Consider the following 17,170-nt stretch of genomic DNA (forward strand, 5'->3'; position numbering starts at 1 on the left):
AAATAACAGTTGGCTTTGCTCCTACGTCGCTTATTTTAACCAACATATTATTTGCCTCTTAACGAGGCGTTGGTATGACTTCCACTGTCAAGTTAAACGCACTGATCCTTGCCTAACTTTTTAAGCCATAATTACTTCAGCTCGAATTAGAGCGAGTTAATACATAGGATGAAGCAAGTAATGTCGTCGGTTATCTTGCTGATATGACTACAGGCGTCCTGCCTTTCGTGAATCAGCTTCGCTGTTCAAAATTGTTCCTGACAATTTTGTCGTTGGTTATTACTATTTCTAGTAACAGAGCAGACTTTACTTATTTCGTTAAACTTAAACAGACGTTAAACTTAAACAGACACCCATCTTAAATTTTGTACTTTCAATGCTTTCAAACCATGCTTTATGTAATATAAATAACAAGCAGGGTGTGTCATGGCAATTGCAAGAAAGCGTCAAGTCAGTTGGCTGATAAGCGATATTATCACTGTATTGCTTGTTGCGCGCGAAGGGCGTTTTTATTAAGACCTTTTATTTAAAACCCCGTCTAATGTTAAACTAACTAAAATTTAGCAACCTAATTTGGCTATGTCTTTTTATCTTCCGTTACTTACCCCGCATTTTGAGCGTATAGCCATTGGCGAAACCCTAACCTCGCTTTGGAGTGGCTGTGGTCAAATTGTGAAGTGCCAACTTGATGAGCAAGCCTGTGTTATTAAAGCGATTAAAGTACCCGATCACATTAATCACCCTAAAATTAAACAAAGCAACTTTGCACTTAATAGAAAGCGTGACTCTTACCACGTTGAATATACGTTTTATCAGCAATTTAGCCATAAATTGCCTAAGCAAGCGGCCAGTATTGAATGCATTAAAGCAATCAACAAGGGCGATGAGTTTGCCTTGGTGTTTAAAGATTTTTCAAAGCAGGGGTACAGCCAAGCAACTACCGAGAATATAAAATCGATATTAAAGTGGTTGGCACATTTTCATGCTTTTCATTTAAATGCCTTTCATTTAAATGCAAAGTTTGATGGCTTATGGCAGCAAGGAAGTTATTGGCATTTAGATACACGGCCAGATGAATATAATAATTTACCTGAAAAGTCCGATATTAAACAGGCTGCATCACTGTTAAACAGCGCGTTAAAGCAGTGTGATTATAAAACCTTGATTCATGGTGATGCCAAGCTTGCTAACTTTGCCGCTAATAGCCAAGGGCATATTCTCGGTTACGATTTTCAATATGTTGGAGCGGGTATTGGGGTGATTGATGTAATGTATTTTATGACCAGCTGTATGGATGATTCTGAGCTTCATACATACGCACAGAACTACCTTGATTATTATTTTAGCCAATTGAAGCAAGCTCTGAGTGACTATCAACCGCACATTAATGCTGATGATGTTGTTACACAATGGGCTCATTTATGGCCAGTGGCGTGGGCAGACTTTTATCGGTTTTTACTTGGGTGGAGCCCCGAGCACAAAAAAGTTAACAGCTACATGCACGCTCAGGTAAATAATTGGTTAGCCAGTAACAACTCATAAACACAAAAATCTTTATAGTTGTGGCTAAATTAAATATTTTGGCACGAACTATGAAATCAAGGCTAAAATTAACAGTCAAACGGCCTGTTTTAATATAAAATACGTCAAATTTTTTATCACTAGGTTTATTACTATGGCTATTCACGTTATTTCTCATCCCCTTGTTCAACATAAGTTAGGTTTAATGCGCGCGCATGGAATTAGCACGAAAAGTTTTCGCGAGTTGTGTTCAGAAGTGGGCACCTTATTAACTTACGAAGCCACTAAAAATCTAGAATTAGAAGATAACGAAATTACAGGTTGGGACGGTAATAAACTTAAAGTTGAGCACATTAAGGGTAAAAAAATTACTGTGGTGCCAATTTTACGTGCGGGCCTTGGTATGATGGATGGCGTAATGTCGTTACTCCCAGCGGCTAAAGTGAGTGTAGTGGGTTTAGAGCGTAACGAAGAAACTCTTGAGCCAGTCCCCTACTTTGAAAAACTAGTGGGTAATATTGATGAGCGTTTAAGCTTAGTGATTGACCCAATGCTGGCTACTGGTGGTTCTATGATCGCCACCATTGATATGCTTAAAAAAGCGGGCTGTAAAGAAATTAAAGTAATCGTACTGGTTGCTGCACCTGAGGGCGTTGAAAAAACATTAGCCGCTCACCCTGATATTGAGATTTTTACTGCCTCAGTTGATAGCCATTTAAATGAAAAAGGTTACATTATCCCAGGGCTTGGCGATGCAGGTGACAAAATTTTTGGTACGGTTTACTAAGGGTTAGCAGTGCAAAATAATTCTACATTTTCTATAAAAACCATTTTAACCGGTGCCCAAATGCTGTTTGTTGCATTTGGTGCGTTAGTATTAGTGCCAATATTAACTGGCCTAGATCCTAGTGTAGCCCTGTTTACCGCAGGTTTTGGTACTTTGTTGTTTCAATTTGTGACTAAAGGCCAAGTGCCTATTTTTTTAGCGTCGTCATTTGCGTTTATTGCACCCATTATTGCCTCAGTACAAATGTGGGGTATACCCGCCACTATGGGGGGGTTAATGGCGGCGGGCTTTACTTATATGCTATTAAGTTTATTAGTGAAGTTTAAAGGCACAAAAACCTTACATAAAATTTTGCCGCCAATTGTGGTAGGCCCAGTCATTATGGTGATTGGTCTAGCGCTCGCGCCTGCGGCGGTTAATATGGCCATGGGTAAAAGTGGCGATGGTGGCACACAAATTATTGCCTACGACAGCGCTATTATTATCTCTATGTTCTCATTGCTCGTTACTTTAGTGTTTGCCGTGTGGGGTAAAGGGGTATTTAAATTAATACCTATTTTAGCCGGTGTTGTTGCCGGTTACACGCTATCGTTATTTATGGGTATAGTGCAATTTGAAGCCGTAAGTAATGCACAGTGGTTAGCTGTGCCAAACTTTGTGTTACCAGAGTTTAAATGGCAAGCCATATTATTTATGGTGCCGGTGGCAATTGCGCCTGCTATTGAACACATTGGCGATATGATGGCAATTAGCCAAGTTACAAAAAAAGACTATTTGAAAAAACCAGGGCTCCATCGCACTTTATTTGGTGATGGTTTAGCCACGTCTGCCGCATCTTTATTTGGCGGCCCACCTAATACCACTTACTCAGAGGTAACCGGTGCGGTAATGCTCACTAAAAACTTTAACCCTAAAGTAATGATGTGGACTGCCATTATCGCAATTTGCTTAGCATTTGTTGCTAAAATGGGCGCTGGTTTGCAAACCATTCCGGTGCCTGTGATGGGTGGCATAATGATTTTATTATTTGGCTCTATTGCGGTTATTGGTTTAAACACCTTAGTTAAATCGGGCGATGACTTAAGTGAACCGCGTAATTTAAGTATTGTGGCACTTATTTTAATTTGTGGTATTGGTGGTATGTACATAGGTAGTAGTGAGTTCAGCCTAGAAGGTGTGAGCTTATGTGCTATTTTAGGCATAGTATTAAACTTAGTATTACCCAAAGCACAGAGCGACCAGAGTTAAGTTTGCACTGTGGCTAAAAATATTGCACCAAAAAAGCGCATTTTAAATGCGCTTTTTTTTTAACCTACTAAAAAGTAACAATAAATAATATTGGTCTAGTAACTGCATTTCCTTAGTCATACCCTATAGTTGACTCAGGGATTGTTATATGGAGACCAAGAGTGTGGATATAAATGCTTTTTTAGTAAAACACCAACTGCCGTTGAAATATCAGTATATTAGCGAGCAGTATTTTTCTGCTATTGCACAGGACATTCTAACTAGTAAAAAAACAGCCCCTATATTTGTCGCAATTAATGGCTGCCAAGGCTCAGGAAAAACCACGCTTGGCGACTATTTAGTGACTTGGTTTAGCCAAAATACCCACCTAAACTGTGTTGCGCTTTCTATTGATGACTTTTATTTATCAACTCAACAACGCCAACAGTTAGCGCAAGATGTGCATTGTTTATTCGCCACTAGAGGCGTACCGGGTACACATGATGTTGCGTTGATGGATAACACCGTTAGTCGTTTATTAAATGCAGAAGTAAATGTACCGCTGCCGCGTTTTGATAAGCAACAAGATGAACCTGTAGCAAAAAACAAATGGTTAACTAATAGTCAGCCGATCGATGTTGTTATTTTAGAAGGGTGGTGTGTAGCCAGTGAACCACAGCAGCCTTTTACTTTAGTTGAGCCTATTAACGAGCTAGAAAAATCATACGATCAACAAGGGTTATGGCGTCGCTGTATTAACAGCTGTTTAGCCAATGAATATAAAACCGTTTTTGATAAAATCGATTACACAATTATGCTCAAAGCCCCGAGTTTTGATGATGTGTTTGCGTGGCGCCAAGAGCAAGAACACAAGTTAATTGCCAAACAAGGGCAGGGCGCAGGCACTATGACTGATGAGCAGTTATTGTGGTTTATTTCTCATTTTGAACGCATCACGCGTGAAAACCTCAACACCCTTAGTGCTAAAGCAAATGCACTTATAGAGCTTGATAGTAATCGTGATGTAACCGCAATGGTGCTTACGAGCGATAGTATTGTACAACCTATTATTTTTACCGATTTAGATGGCACATTACTCAATCACAGAGATTACAACACCGATGCGGTAGATACCTTATTACAAGAGCTGCAATACAGCGGTGTGCCGGTGGTATTTAATACCAGTAAAACATTTAGTGAAGTGGTGGCACTACAACAAGCGCTTAATATTTCACAGCCATTCATTGTTGAAAATGGCTCGGCTGTTTATATTCCTAAAAATTATTTTAATCTCAGGCCAATTGGCTGCAGTGAGTATAAAGGCTACTGGTGTTACTCGTTTGCTGCACCCATTAGCAATTTATGGGCTGATTTAACACATTTAAAAAAAGACTACGGCGACCAATATAGTTTGTTTAGTGAGCTTACCAGTGAGCAGGTAATGAAAATGACAGGATTAAACCAGCTACAAGCAACGCAAGCACAAACCCGTCAATACTCAGATCCGCTCTACTGGCATGGCGATGAGCAGCAACTAAATGAATTTATCAATGCGCTATCAGTATATGGCTACGAGGTTAAAGTAGGCGGGCGCTTTGTTCACATTGGAAAAAATACCGATAAAAGCATGGCTCAGCAATGGTTAGTGCAGCAGTTTAATACGCAGTTTACTAAAGCGCTGAGCATTATTGCGCTAGGGGATAGTGAAAACGATAAGCAAATGCTCGAAGAGGCTGATATCGCCATCATCATTACCAATCCAGAGAGTAAAAAGCCAGTTAAATTAACCTATAACAAAGCGCGCTATTCTCAATTGCCGGCACCGCTAGGCTGGGTTGAAGAAATTACAGCACTACCTTGTATTAACAGTATTTTACCCAGTTCTGAGGAGTATAGTTTACATGGCTGATTTTTATCAAAATGGCATTATTACAACACTACATAACATTGCCAATAGACCCGTAGATGATTTAGAAAAAGAGTTACTTGGCTTTAGTAAACAGCGACCAATGGGGCTTATATTGCCTTCATTATTTAGTGAGTTAGAAGGCCCTGCTTTACAAAATATTGTTAAAGAGCTGCAACAAGTACCGTATTTATCGCAAATAACTATAGGCTTAGACAGAGCCGACGAAAGCCAGTATCGCTATGCATTGAACTTTTTTAAATCGCTTGATCAAAACCATAAAGTGTTGTGGAACGATGGCCCACGTTTGCAGGCGCTCGATAAAGAGCTTCAAGCTTTAGGTGTGGCGCCACGTGAGCTCGGTAAAGGCCGTAATGTGTGGTATTGCATGGGCTATAAACTCGCTACCGCGGAGGTTGAGTCAATAGCACTACATGATTGCGATATTTTAACTTATGACCGAGGCTTATTAGCGCGATTAATTTATCCCGTTGCACATCCTCGATTTAACTATGAATTTTGTAAAGGCTTTTACCCGCGAACCGCCAATGGAAAAATAAATGGTCGAGTATCGCGTTTACTGGTTACTCCGTTATTGCGCTCGTTTAAAACCATTTTAGGCAGCCGTGATTACCTTGAGTATATGGACTCGTTTCGCTACCCATTAGCCGGTGAATTTTCATTTAGACGCGATGTATTAAACGATGTTCGTATTCCTAGTGACTGGGGATTAGAAATTGGCGTATTAAGCGAGATGTATCGTAATTATTCTCATAACCGCTTGTGCCAAGTTGATATTGCCGATAACTACGATCATAAACACCAAGAATTATCGTTGGACGACCAAACAGCTGGCCTTTCTAAAATGTCGATTGATATAACCAAAGCGTTATTTAGAAAGCTAGCGACCCAGGGGGTTACCTTTACCAGCGAAACCATTCGCTCATTAAAAGCGACATATTACCGAATTGGTTTAGACTTTATTGAAACCTATCATAATGATGCGTTAATGAACGGCTTAACACTTGATATTCACCAAGAAGAAAAAGCGGTAGAAATGTTTGCACAAAATATTATGAATGCTGGCCAACACTTTTTAGAAAACCCAATGGAAGCGCCATTTGTGCCGAGTTGGAACCGTGTAGCTTCGGCGATGCCCGATGTACTAGATCGATTAAAAGAAGCCGTTGAGCTTGATAACGAACAATACAGTTAAATTGGTATACTTAAACGAGGCGCCTGTGGACATAGTTAGGGAACAGTTTTTTCAACGAGTCGAACAACATTTACATGCTATTTATCAAGGGGTTGAATTACCGATAGCAGTAAGCGAATTGGCTGAGGAATTAATCACCTTAATTTTAGGTGATAACCCACTTCGCGATCCCACGCCGCACACTAACCGCTGGGATGAACAAGATATTGTGTTAATTACCTATGGCGATTCTATAATAAATCATGAAGACAGTGAGTTAGCAGTTGGGACCCCCTTAGAGGCACCGTTAAAAACCTTGCATCGCTTTATTAAAGAGCAGTGCGATCACCAGCTTAATGCACTGCATATTTTACCCTTTTATCCGTATAGCTCAGATGAAGGGTTTGCGGTAATGAACTATGCGCAAGTTAATGAAGCGCTGGGCGATTGGCAAGATATTAACGCCATTGCCAACGATGTAAAGTTAATGGCTGATTTAGTTATTAATCATTGTTCTAGCCGAAGTCTTTGGTTTGAAAACTTTTTAACCGATACACACCCAGGGAAAGACTATTTTAAAACAGCTAGTTTAACTGACGATTTAAGCCAAGTCGTGCGCCCACGAACCTCGCCATTATTACATACGGTAGCCACAGCAAGCGGTGATAAGCATGTATGGTGTACATTTAGTCATGATCAGGTGGATTTTAATTTTGAAAACCCTGAGGTATTAAAAGAGTTTGTTGGTATTATTCGCCATTATTTAGATAACGGTATTCGCTTGTTTCGCCTTGATGCCGTGGCATTTTTATGGAAACAACTCAATACCAGTTGTATAAACTTACCGCAAACCCATGAAGTGGTGCGTTTACTGCGAACGCTGATTGAGCATGCCGAGCCCAGTGTGGTGATTATTACCGAGACCAATATTCCTAATCAAGAAAACCTATCGTACTTTGGTAATGCCAACGAAGCCCATGCAATTTACAACTTTGCCTTGCCGCCGTTGTTATTGCATACCTTACTTAGCGGCGATAGTACCGCGCTTAAGCACTGGATGATGAGCATGCCGCCAGCGCAAAACGGTACCGCATATTTTAATTTTATTGCCTCTCATGATGGCATTGGTTTGAGGCCAATTGAAGGGTTATTACAACCGAGTGAAGTTGCTTCGTTAGTAAGTACGACCATGCAATTTGGGGGTCGTGTTTCAATGCGCACCAGTCACGATGGTACACATACCCCCTATGAGCTAAATATTGCCTTGTTTGATGCCTTACAAGGGACGCATAATGGCGCAGATAAATATGCCCTCGAGCGTTTTTTGTGTGCTCATGCCATTATGTTTGCAATGGAAGGAATTCCAGGGCTATATATACACAGTTTACTTGGCACCACTAATGACTATGAGCGCTTTGAAAATTCGCAGCACAATCGTGCAATTAATCGTCATCGCTGGCAAGAGTCAAAATTATTAGCGGCAATTGAAGGAAAATACAGCCATCATCACCAGGTGTTCAAGGGAATAAAACAATTATTAGCAGTGCGTAAAAGGCAAGCTGCATTCCATCCTAATGCCACACAATTTACTTTGCACTTAGGAGAGGGGTTATTTGGTTTTTGGCGACAAAGTATAGACCGCCAACAAAGTATTTTTTGTGTTTATAATATCAGCAGTGAGCCACAAAGCTTAACATTAGCCGATTTAAACTTAATAAATACCCAGCAATGGGTTGAGCTAATTTCTAAAACAACACTTGATGAATCCCAACAAACCATGCTGTTAGCACCCTATCAAACGCTTTGGTTATCCAATAAGGCATAGGGACATTTATTATGGTAGGCAAAATGCGTTCAGAGTTTTAAATAAGGGAACAGTACTGTAAAGGGGCTTTACAGTACTACCTCTCAAGCGCTAACAGTAAATTCTCTATAGTAAATTCATGCCAGTCAGCGCGTGTTTTACTAAATTGCATAAAGTCTATTTCAGCCAGCCCAGTTGTATTTATCGCCTTATATAACGGGATGTTCGCAGCGTTAAGCGGATCAAAAATATCAGCTGTACGATGAAGCAAAGGGCTATGTTGTGGTTGAGTATGGTTGTCGAACAAATTAACTAGGGCATAAGCGCCTAACAACACATGGCCTCCAATAGATACATCAAGCTCTGAACTATTATTAGGTGGAGCCTCCCAGTTAATACCACCCACAATAACTTGCGATTGCTTGTTTAGTTGCTTTAATGCCCTTTTTGCGCCAAACGCAATGGCGTCATTCGCACACCAAATAATGTTAATTTCAGGGGCTTGCTGCATATACGCTAAGGTTTTTCTAAACCCTTCTTGCTCAGACCAATTGGCAACCTCTTTAGCGATTAACGTAACTTGCGGTGTTTGCGTTAAAAAGTCCATTAACCCTTGGGTACGCATAATAGAAGCAGGCGTTGCATAATCGCCTAATAACGCTAGGGTATGTGCTTGTGTTGTTGTTTTTTTAGAAAACGTATTATAAAGCTCTTGCATTAATAATTTGCCTGCAACGCGATTATTTGGGGTAATACTACCGACTATATTAGTGCCATTTTTGCGTAACTTATCAACTGACGCAGGCGAGGGGCGATTTAATAAAAAGTAAATAGGGACATGTTTACTGTCTATTATAGAGAGGTATTTACTGGTAACATTTTTTTCGTTTACGAGGATCAGGTAATCGGGTTTGTCATTTATAGCCTGCTGGATCAGCTCTTTCATTAAAATATGATTTCGGTTGGCGTATTTTATTGTTAATGTCACATCTAAATCAGTGGCTGCACTTTGCATGATTTTAGAAACATCAAACCAAAAATTTCCGGTGTTGTTATTTTTTGAATCAACAGAGTCTGAAAAACCAGGATTAATAAATCTGATCTCTAGAGCATGAGCATTATAACTAACTAATAGTAGGCAGGTAATAGTTAGTAGGCGGTATAATTTAAAAAAGGACATACATTTCTCTATAAACTTTTCAAAGCTCAATTTTATCCTTGCTAAAGTGCTCCTTGGTGACATCTAGGCGTTATGCTATATAATACCCCACTAAGTTTAGCATGTATGCAGCAATTATTTTTTAGGATGTATTAATGAAAGCAGTTTTGTTGTTAATGGTATTAATATTTAGCCAAACAGTTGCCGCTAATGAAATGAGCGACTTAGAAAAGACCATGAAAAACATTGGGCTTGCTTATAAACAAAGTGTTGAAGCAACCCAGTTAGCAGAATTTAATGGCGCTATCGATGAGTTTATTGAATTGATAGAGCAAAGTAAGCAAGCCAAATTTTATAAAGAAGCAGAAAAGTCGGTGCAGGGGCTAGATAAGGTGCTGATTCAAGCCGAGTTAGCCAAAAAAGCAGCGAACGAGCAGGGGCTTGAGGCGGCAAAAAAACCACTTAAAGCAATTGATAATTTACGCAAAAAATATCACAAATTACACGAGCCTCCAGGCTTTTTTGAATTATTGTTTGGAAAATAAGGATTAGTAATGGAAATTTCGGTTTCAATGTTAGATGGTCAAAAGTTAAGTGCTAAGTTTGGTGAGCATGAAGTTATAAGCGATCAAAGCATAAACGCTGGTGGTGATGCAGAACATCCAGAACCGTTTGACTATTTTTTAGTAAGCATGGTGTTGTGTGCTGGTTTTTATGCGCGTAAATTTTGTCAGCAAAGAGAGATCTCGACTGAAGGGATGACACTGACACAAAATAACGAAAATGTAGATGAAAACGGTAAGAAGCTTTTTTCAATCGAAATTGGCTTGCCAGAAGGTTTCCCAGCTAAATATAAAAAAGCGCTGATTGCTGCGGTGAATACATGTACCGTGAAAAAGGTTATTCAAGCAGTGCCTGAGTTTTCTGTTGTAGTTAAATAAACAGACCCTAATAATAATGCCGAGTATAAACTCGGCATTATTTTATCTTACTACTTTTTCTTCATACCCTGCACAGCTTTAAATCTAGGGTTATCTTTACATATCACGAATACTCGCCCTTTGCGCTTTACAATTTGACAACCTGGTCGTTGTTTTGCACTTTTTAATGAACTTAAAACTTTCATTTGCTTTCCTTTTTAGCTGTAGAGAGGTTTTTAAACCGACGATTAAATTGCGCAACGCGTCCATCAGTAGCGAGCGTTTTTTGTTTGCCTGTATAAAATGGATGTGAGTCACTTGAGACATCAATAGGAACATAAGGGTATGTTTTACCCTCAATTTCTATGGTGCGATTGGTTTTAATGGTTGAACCAATAATAAAGTAAGAATCAGCTGCAGTATCATGAAAAGCAACCACATGGTAATCAGGGTGAATATTGGGCTTCATAAAATGCCTTTAATGTTATGTGATAGTATATCATTTAATTTAACGTATTTATTTTCCCTTTGCAAATCATTTTAAATAGCCTTAAACGCAGCGTAATTGCTGCGTATTTGCACAATCTAGTCAAAAAATAAGCACTTAGATCAAAAGTACTGGCTATTAGTATTTAGACTGCTATAACTAGTCTCAGCAAAAAAACAATAAAAATTTAATCACGTAGAATAGAGGTAGTTTATGAGTGACGCTCAAACGAAACAGGACCAAATCGACCAAGGAGTTATGGACACTCTTAGGGAGCGCGATCATAGTATATTGGCTAAGCAAGTTGACCCACTCGCATGTTCTCATAACGATATCATTGAATTACTTGCTCATTATTTAGCATTAAGCGAACAAGAAGATGATGAATTATTTGACGATTGGTTTGACTCACTTTCAAAAGAACAACACACCGTATTAAAAGTATTTGAAGTGTATCGTGGGCAGTACGAGCACCAAAACTAACCTATTGGGTTGCAATAGCCATTTTATTTAAGCTGATGCAGGCTGCCAAGGATGTAATTTAATGTTAACAAAAGTGTGTGTTTTTATGCCTAAGTAAAGTATAAAATCACATTTTTTTAATACAATAGTATGTACTTTTTCTCTTGATTATTTTTCATTTAACTAATTGATGTATATAGCTTTATATTAAGTTAAACTCATTTATATAAACAGTAGCTCTCACTATGTTTAATAAATACACTACGTTTATTAGGTGAACAAAGAAAAGGATCCTTCCAGTGCCATACTTAAATGAAATACGCAAAAGAAACAACGTCAAAATAATTGGCAAGGGTGATAAAACCTTGGTTTTGGCTCACGGATTTGGTTGTGACCAAAATATGTGGCGGTTTGTTACTCCAGTGCTTGAGCAACATTTTACTTTAGTGCTGTTTGATTATGTAGGCTCTGGTAAGTCTGATATTTCTCAATACAACAAAAAGCGTTATTCAACCCTTGATGGCTATGCCAAAGATGTACTTGAGATATGTGGCGCACTTGATCTTAGCGGTGTGACTTTTATTGGTCACTCTGTTAGCGCAACAATTGGTGCACTTGCTGCCATTGAGCAGCCAGAGTTATTTGCTCAGCTTGTTATGGTTTGCCCCTCACCGTGTTTTTTAAATTTACCCCCAGATTATTTTGGCGGGTTTGAAAAACAAGATTTGCACGAGCTACTTAACCTAATGAATAAAAATTACATTGGATGGGCCAATTACTTAGCGCCTTTGGTTATGGGGAGTTCTCATCCTGATGAATTTATAGCGGAACTATCGGGAAGCTTTTGTTCAACCGATCCTCTGATTGCAAAAAACTTTGCAGAAGCCACTTTTTTATCTGATTATCGCGCTACGCTTAAACATATAAAACAGCCATCATTAGTTTTACAAAGTGAACACGATGCTTTAGCCGCGCCATCTGTAGGCGAATTTGTCGCAAATGAAATACCTAACGCGACGCTCCAAGTTATAAGCGCACATGGTCATTGTATTCATATGACTCATCCAGAAACAGTCGGCCGTTCGATTATTGATTTTGTGAGTTAGCCGTATGCCACTGTATCAATTAGATAATAATAAGGTTGCGGATTTCTCTGCTGATTACTTTTTAAATGGCGCATTGGTGACCAATGCGGATAGCGTGATTGTTTATGTAAATGCTTATTTTAAAAAGGAATTACACTGGCATTGTAATGAGTTACTGGGTAAGTATATTGATAAAATTTTAACTAAATCTTCAAAAATATTTTTACAAAGCTATGTGCTTCCTACCTTACTGCACGAAAAGCAATGCCAAGAAATGCAGTTAATTATGCTCAGTGCTCAAGGGGAGCGGATTGCAGTTACCGTTAATGCACAGCTTGATGAAAAAGGGTATATATACTGGAGCTTTTTTAATGCTACGCAGCGAGATAAGCTCTACGATGAGCTGATAAACACACGGGAAAAGCTAGAAGCACAAACTGAGCGCTTGCAATCTTTAGCGTCTACCGATGAACTAACATCGCTATTAAATCGACGTGAAATGGATTACCGCAGTGTTTTATTACTCGAACAAGCAAAAAGAACACATCGCTCAGTTGCACTATTAGTGATTGATATTGATGATTTTAAACAGATCAACGATACCTATGGGCATTTACAGGGCGACAGGGTGCTAAAAGAGCTAGGCCAATGTCTTAAAAAAATAAGCAGACAAACTGATTTAGTTGCGCGTTATGGTGGGGAAGAGTTTTTAATTATGTTACCCGACACCCATAGCGCAGATACCTTAATATTTTGCCAAAGACTACACCAATTAATTGCTGAAATTAAAGTGGGCAGTGAAGGGCTAACAGTCAGTATTGGTGCATGTATGAGTGATAGTAACAGCACGTTTACTGAGCTGTTTAAGCATGCTGATAACGCTGTTTATCAGGCTAAGGCAAACGGCAAAAACACCACTTACATGCATTCTTAATTCATGTTACTAGGGTCTGTTGACCTTTGCGGATTAAAATTTGTTCAAACTAGGGGCGGTTTAATCGCGACGCGAGGTTTGTAACCTAGTGGGCTAAGTAAAAACCGAGCAACAAAGAGTAAATTGCCCCTAGGCAGAACCCTTCGGGCAGCCCCTGTTTGGCATTGATGCTGCGTTATCGCTTATTTATGGGGAATAACCACACTACATAGGCTCTGCCTTGCCTAAATACCAAACAGACTGCTGCAAATATAACCTTGAAAGGTCAACAGACCCTATTCGAGTGATTAAGCAACAATGTTGTTTGGCTCTTTTTACAGGCAGTGCTTGCTTAACCCTTAATTATGGCAACGAGCAGTTATTTTTAGCCAATGGAGATGCCAGCGAGACTTCAGGTTGCCAAATTCGCTGCCAAATATTACCGGCATTACTAAAACTAGGGCGCTGAGAGAGTCGCTCAAAACTACCCACTTTAATACCCGAGTCAGCTTGCTCACCTACCACAAAGTTAAATACATATTGGCATTCCATACCCATTCTTAAATCTGACAAAATCACGTTATCGGTTTGCTGGCGAATAGAATAAAACCCTTTTGTAAACCATTGTAGCCTTTGTATGCCCCATTGGTTGTCAATAGGCTTAATTAAAGACGGTGTTGTATTGTAGGCATTTAAGGTTACATCACTGGGCGAGTCAAACACGGAGGCGTAACCCTCGTAGTAGTGACCGTCAGACATCACCACTACACGCCAAAGTAAAGTAGTGAGCGGGGCAGGCGTACTAATATAGCCGGTTGCGTCAATATCGCGATTGTTCAGTGCTGTTTTTACTGTGTCGTCAATATTGAGTTTAAACACAAAGGCAAGGCATAAATAGGCTGTGCTTAGGCTAAGTGTAATTGCATTGATTTTATAGGCTCTACTTGTGCTTATTTTAGGTAATAAAGTAAAAGCTAAGCCAATTAATAACGGCAAGGTGTAAAGGGGGTCAATAATAAACATGCTGGATACCGCAAAAGGGTATTCACTTAAGGGCCACATTAGCTGAGTACCATAAACGGTGAGTGAATCTAATAAAGCATGTGTTGATAAGCACAAAAACACCAACCAAAACCAACGAACTTTATAGGCCTGCATGCCTGTGTGTATTTTTAATATTAGCCACACAATCAGCGGGCTTATTAATAAATGCACAAATAAAGAATGGCTAAAACCGCGATGATAGGTAAATGCCTCTACACTACCGCCATAGGGTAAAAATACATCTAGATCGGGTAAAGTGCCTAAAATAGCGCCCCACGCCACGGCTTTTCGACCTACTTTATTGCCCAGTACCGCGTAGCCTACGGCACTGCCTAATGCGATTTGTGTTAAAGAGTCCATACTACCTCATCTAAATAATAAAACTGCAGTGTTTATACTGATATTAATCTGAAAACCGTCATTGTTATATTTTATTTCATTAAGTTACTTTTAAAATTGATGTAATAAACACCCTAATTTATAAATTTTTCCTTACTTACATATAATCAAAAAGTATGCAGTTTTGCATAAATAAAGCCGTACTCATATAGGTTAGTCTTGAAATAAAAATGAATGACCTCAGTATTCACATGAGGTCAAAATTTTAAATCAAAAAAGTAATAGGTGTATTTAGTAAACACATCGTTTGAATTTTAAACCTATTATGAAACAAGGATAAAGCTATGACACAACGTGTAATTGAAATGCCAGATTTAGGTATGGGTACTTTTCGTTTAGAAGGTAAAACAGCGTATGAATCAGTAAAAATGGCGTTAGAAGTTGGATTTCGCCACATTGATACCGCGCAAATATATGGCAATGAAGAGCAAGTTGGCCAAGCAATTAAAGACAGCAATATTCCTCGTGAAGAATTATTTATAACCACCAAAGTATGGAATAACAAGCTCAACAAAGCTGATTTTGTTGACAGTGTTAAAACATCTTTAGAGAAGCTACAGCTTGATTATGTAGACTTATTATTAATCCACTGGCCAGCACCGGTAAATAATGAGCCCATGAGTGAATACTTAACCGAGCTGCTGTTGACTAAAAAGCTGGGTTTAACTAAACATATTGGTGTATCTAACTTCACCATTGCTAACTTAAATGAGGCAATGCAAACCTTAGATCCTCGCGAAATATTCACTAACCAAATTGAGGTTCATCCTTATTTAACTAACACTAAACTGCGCGCTTTTTGCGATCAACATAAAATTCATGTTACCGCCTATATGCCATTTGTTGTGGGTAAGGTATTAACAGATCAAACCATTATTGATATTGCTAACAAGCACGATGCAACGCCAGCGCAAGTGGTTATTGCATGGGAACATGCCAATGGCATGACCACCATTCCATCATCGACCAAGCGTAAAAACTTAGAAGATAACTTTAACGACAAAGTTAAACTTGATGATGAAGACATAGCGCGTATAGATGGCCTTGACTGTAACGACCGCCAAGCATCGCCAGACTTTGCACCGCAGTGGGATCAATAACCAAAGAGCTAAAGCTAAAACAGGTGCAGTAAAGCTGCACCTTTATTTTTTAAACAAGGAACACCCATGTTAACGGTAATTGCCACACTATCGAGCGAAAATAGCGATGCAGAGCGCCTTTTAACCGAGCTCGAAAACTTACAACAGTATTCGCGGCAAGAAGTAGGCTGCCTGCGTTACGAGCTATCAGTTAAAAACGATGCTGAGCAAACCACCTATTTAGTGAGTGAGCAATGGGCGTCTACTGAGCATTTCGAAGCCCATAAAAACGCACCTCACTTTAAAGCCTTTGGTGATGCTGTAGGTGCATTTATTACCTCTATCAATATTGATGTGTATAAAACCATTGGTTAACAGCACAAAGCTAATAGCCAAGTAGGAGTTGTAACCTTTATTTAATCGATAAATCGTATTTTAAAATAAGGGCATCAATATAGCGGCTTCGTAATGTGAGTTGCTTTTCGTGATCGGCGCCATGGCTTAGCGCTTTATTTAAAAGCTTCATGGCAGGGTGAATGCGGGTGCGCTCATCCTTATCTAAACTGGCTTTGCTGCGCAGTTCGGTTATATCGTCTACTAATAATCTGCCAATATCCACAGCAACAATTTCATCAATTAAGCCATTTTGGGTAAGCACCCCATATTTGCTGCATAAAAACTGTTGCCACACTTGTTGTAAATGTTCTTCTATTTCACAGCCAAACAGTTCCTCGTTAAATATAAAGCCTTGCTGTGCAAGCTTAGCCAAACATTGGGAATAGTGCTGAGCAAACAAATTAAACGCCTGATTAGATGACTCAATTTTTTGCTTTATAACTCCTTGTCCCCAGTTTACGCAGCCACGGGGATAGTAATCGTCGTATTCTTCACACTCATACAAGCCTGAATAAGAGCTGCAACTCATCTGGTTTTTAATGCAATAACTCGGCTTAGGAAAAATGCTTTGCGCTTGCCAGTTTTCAAGGGTTTCAGTGTTTATGTTGAGTGCTTGGCATAACTCATCAGTGTGATAAAAGTGAGTGCTTAAATAGTCAGATAAACGCATAGTGGCTCGCTTAATAGTAAAAAATAAAATACTGTTTATTTATACAGTTATTTATTTTGTATCATCAAACTCAATAACACAAGCCATTTTATAATTAAATATTGGCTATCACTGCA

Annotated in this window: 18 protein-coding genes; 13 read left to right on the plus strand and 5 right to left on the minus strand. The window is 39.2% G+C overall.

What is annotated here, in order from left to right:
- Positions 1-579: 579 nt before the first annotated feature.
- The 6 genes from AC27JR_RS00005 to AC27JR_RS00030 all read left to right on the plus strand — a co-directional run bounded on the left by AC27JR_RS00005 (position 580) and on the right by AC27JR_RS00030 (position 8,461).
- Positions 580-1,542, plus strand: a complete 963-nt coding sequence (locus AC27JR_RS00005) for a protein kinase family protein (RefSeq protein ID WP_487172335.1) — start codon at positions 580-582, stop codon at positions 1,540-1,542.
- Between the two features lie 133 nt (positions 1,543-1,675).
- Positions 1,676-2,308, plus strand: a complete 633-nt coding sequence (gene upp, locus AC27JR_RS00010; protein WP_008466150.1) for a uracil phosphoribosyltransferase — start codon at positions 1,676-1,678, stop codon at positions 2,306-2,308.
- A 9-nt stretch (positions 2,309-2,317) separates the two neighbouring features.
- Positions 2,318-3,556: a uracil-xanthine permease family protein gene (locus AC27JR_RS00015; RefSeq protein WP_487172336.1), complete on the plus strand. Its 1,239-nt coding sequence runs from the start codon at positions 2,318-2,320 to the stop codon at positions 3,554-3,556.
- A 148-nt stretch (positions 3,557-3,704) separates the two neighbouring features.
- Positions 3,705-5,444, plus strand: a complete 1,740-nt coding sequence (locus AC27JR_RS00020; protein WP_487172337.1) for an HAD-IIB family hydrolase — start codon at positions 3,705-3,707, stop codon at positions 5,442-5,444.
- Positions 5,437-6,657, plus strand: coding sequence for a glycosyltransferase family protein (locus AC27JR_RS00025; RefSeq protein ID WP_487172338.1), 1,221 nt, complete (start codon positions 5,437-5,439; stop codon positions 6,655-6,657). The genes AC27JR_RS00020 and AC27JR_RS00025 overlap by 8 nt, the downstream gene beginning before the upstream one ends.
- A gap of 25 nt (positions 6,658-6,682) precedes the next feature.
- Positions 6,683-8,461, plus strand: coding sequence for an alpha-amylase family glycosyl hydrolase (locus AC27JR_RS00030; protein WP_487172339.1), 1,779 nt, complete (start codon positions 6,683-6,685; stop codon positions 8,459-8,461).
- Positions 8,462-8,537: 76 nt separating this feature from the next.
- Here AC27JR_RS00030 and AC27JR_RS00035 read toward each other — a convergent pair whose 3' ends face one another.
- Positions 8,538-9,620, minus strand: coding sequence for an ABC transporter substrate-binding protein (locus AC27JR_RS00035; RefSeq protein ID WP_487172340.1), 1,083 nt, complete (start codon positions 9,618-9,620; stop codon positions 8,538-8,540).
- Between the two features lie 134 nt (positions 9,621-9,754).
- On the opposite strand from AC27JR_RS00035, the gene AC27JR_RS00040 reads away from it, so the two are divergent.
- Together AC27JR_RS00040 and AC27JR_RS00045 are read left to right on the plus strand one after the other, a co-directional pair.
- Positions 9,755-10,144, plus strand: a complete 390-nt coding sequence (locus AC27JR_RS00040) for a cytochrome b562 (protein WP_487172341.1) — start codon at positions 9,755-9,757, stop codon at positions 10,142-10,144.
- Positions 10,145-10,153: 9 nt separating this feature from the next.
- On the plus strand, positions 10,154-10,540 hold the full coding sequence (locus AC27JR_RS00045) for an OsmC family protein (RefSeq protein WP_008463841.1): 387 nt from the start codon (positions 10,154-10,156) through the stop codon (positions 10,538-10,540).
- 50 nt (positions 10,541-10,590) lie between these two features.
- On the opposite strand, the gene ykgO is transcribed toward AC27JR_RS00045, so the two are convergent.
- Positions 10,591-10,725, minus strand: coding sequence for a type B 50S ribosomal protein L36 (ykgO, locus tag AC27JR_RS00050; protein WP_004586489.1), 135 nt, complete (start codon positions 10,723-10,725; stop codon positions 10,591-10,593).
- Complete coding sequence (locus AC27JR_RS00055; protein WP_008463845.1) at positions 10,722-10,988, minus strand: type B 50S ribosomal protein L31; 267 nt, start codon at positions 10,986-10,988, stop codon at positions 10,722-10,724. Before AC27JR_RS00055 ends, ykgO begins: the two co-directional genes overlap by 4 nt.
- Positions 10,989-11,219: 231 nt before the next feature.
- Here AC27JR_RS00055 and AC27JR_RS00060 point away from each other — a divergent pair, with 231 nt between their 5' ends.
- From AC27JR_RS00060 to AC27JR_RS00070, 3 genes are all read left to right on the plus strand, one after another.
- Positions 11,220-11,489: a hypothetical protein gene (locus AC27JR_RS00060; protein WP_487172342.1), complete on the plus strand. Its 270-nt coding sequence runs from the start codon at positions 11,220-11,222 to the stop codon at positions 11,487-11,489.
- A gap of 278 nt (positions 11,490-11,767) precedes the next feature.
- Positions 11,768-12,574: an alpha/beta fold hydrolase gene (locus AC27JR_RS00065; protein WP_487172343.1), complete on the plus strand. Its 807-nt coding sequence runs from the start codon at positions 11,768-11,770 to the stop codon at positions 12,572-12,574.
- Between the two features lie 4 nt (positions 12,575-12,578).
- Complete coding sequence (locus tag AC27JR_RS00070; protein ID WP_487172344.1) at positions 12,579-13,487, plus strand: GGDEF domain-containing protein; 909 nt, start codon at positions 12,579-12,581, stop codon at positions 13,485-13,487.
- 342 nt (positions 13,488-13,829) lie between these two features.
- Here the strand turns inward: AC27JR_RS00070 and AC27JR_RS00075 are convergent, their stop codons facing one another.
- Complete coding sequence (locus AC27JR_RS00075; protein ID WP_487172345.1) at positions 13,830-14,870, minus strand: metal-dependent hydrolase; 1,041 nt, start codon at positions 14,868-14,870, stop codon at positions 13,830-13,832.
- A 323-nt stretch (positions 14,871-15,193) separates the two neighbouring features.
- Between AC27JR_RS00075 and dkgB the strand changes: the two genes are divergently transcribed.
- The gene (dkgB, locus tag AC27JR_RS00080) at positions 15,194-16,009 is read left to right on the plus strand and encodes a 2,5-didehydrogluconate reductase DkgB (protein WP_487172346.1); all 816 of its coding nucleotides are present in this window, start codon (positions 15,194-15,196) and stop codon (positions 16,007-16,009) included.
- 66 nt (positions 16,010-16,075) lie between these two features.
- Entirely contained in the window at positions 16,076-16,363 is a 288-nt protein-coding gene (locus AC27JR_RS00085; protein WP_487172347.1) for a putative quinol monooxygenase, read from the plus strand.
- A 37-nt stretch (positions 16,364-16,400) separates the two neighbouring features.
- On the opposite strand, the gene AC27JR_RS00090 is transcribed toward AC27JR_RS00085, so the two are convergent.
- A complete protein-coding gene (locus AC27JR_RS00090) occupies positions 16,401-17,054 on the minus strand; it encodes a DUF6058 family natural product biosynthesis protein (protein ID WP_487172348.1) in 654 nt (217 codons plus the stop codon).
- Between the last annotated feature and the right edge of the window lie 116 nt (positions 17,055-17,170).

This window comes from Pseudoalteromonas sp. NH0006-26, from assembly GCF_057552415.1.

Excerpts from the sequence above, each read along its gene's own strand:
- AC27JR_RS00060 (WP_487172342.1), top strand. The coding sequence starts at position 11,220 with ATGAGTGACGCTCAAACGAAACAGGACCAAATCGACCAAGGAGTTATG.
- AC27JR_RS00005 (WP_487172335.1), top strand. The coding sequence starts at position 580 with ATGTCTTTTTATCTTCCGTTACTTACCCCGCATTTTGAGCGTATAGCC.
- AC27JR_RS00045 (WP_008463841.1), top strand. The coding sequence starts at position 10,154 with ATGGAAATTTCGGTTTCAATGTTAGATGGTCAAAAGTTAAGTGCTAAG.
- dkgB (WP_487172346.1), top strand. The coding sequence starts at position 15,194 with ATGACACAACGTGTAATTGAAATGCCAGATTTAGGTATGGGTACTTTT.
- AC27JR_RS00055 (WP_008463845.1), bottom strand. The coding sequence starts at position 10,988 with ATGAAGCCCAATATTCACCCTGATTACCATGTGGTTGCTTTTCATGAT.
- AC27JR_RS00070 (WP_487172344.1), top strand. The coding sequence starts at position 12,579 with ATGCCACTGTATCAATTAGATAATAATAAGGTTGCGGATTTCTCTGCT.
- upp (WP_008466150.1), top strand. The coding sequence starts at position 1,676 with ATGGCTATTCACGTTATTTCTCATCCCCTTGTTCAACATAAGTTAGGT.
- ykgO (WP_004586489.1), bottom strand. The coding sequence starts at position 10,725 with ATGAAAGTTTTAAGTTCATTAAAAAGTGCAAAACAACGACCAGGTTGT.
- AC27JR_RS00075 (WP_487172345.1), bottom strand. The coding sequence starts at position 14,870 with ATGGACTCTTTAACACAAATCGCATTAGGCAGTGCCGTAGGCTACGCG.
- AC27JR_RS00020 (WP_487172337.1), top strand. The coding sequence starts at position 3,705 with ATGGAGACCAAGAGTGTGGATATAAATGCTTTTTTAGTAAAACACCAA.
- AC27JR_RS00040 (WP_487172341.1), top strand. The coding sequence starts at position 9,755 with ATGAAAGCAGTTTTGTTGTTAATGGTATTAATATTTAGCCAAACAGTT.
- AC27JR_RS00085 (WP_487172347.1), top strand. The coding sequence starts at position 16,076 with ATGTTAACGGTAATTGCCACACTATCGAGCGAAAATAGCGATGCAGAG.
- AC27JR_RS00025 (WP_487172338.1), top strand. The coding sequence starts at position 5,437 with ATGGCTGATTTTTATCAAAATGGCATTATTACAACACTACATAACATT.
- AC27JR_RS00035 (WP_487172340.1), bottom strand. The coding sequence starts at position 9,620 with ATGTCCTTTTTTAAATTATACCGCCTACTAACTATTACCTGCCTACTA.
- AC27JR_RS00090 (WP_487172348.1), bottom strand. The coding sequence starts at position 17,054 with ATGCGTTTATCTGACTATTTAAGCACTCACTTTTATCACACTGATGAG.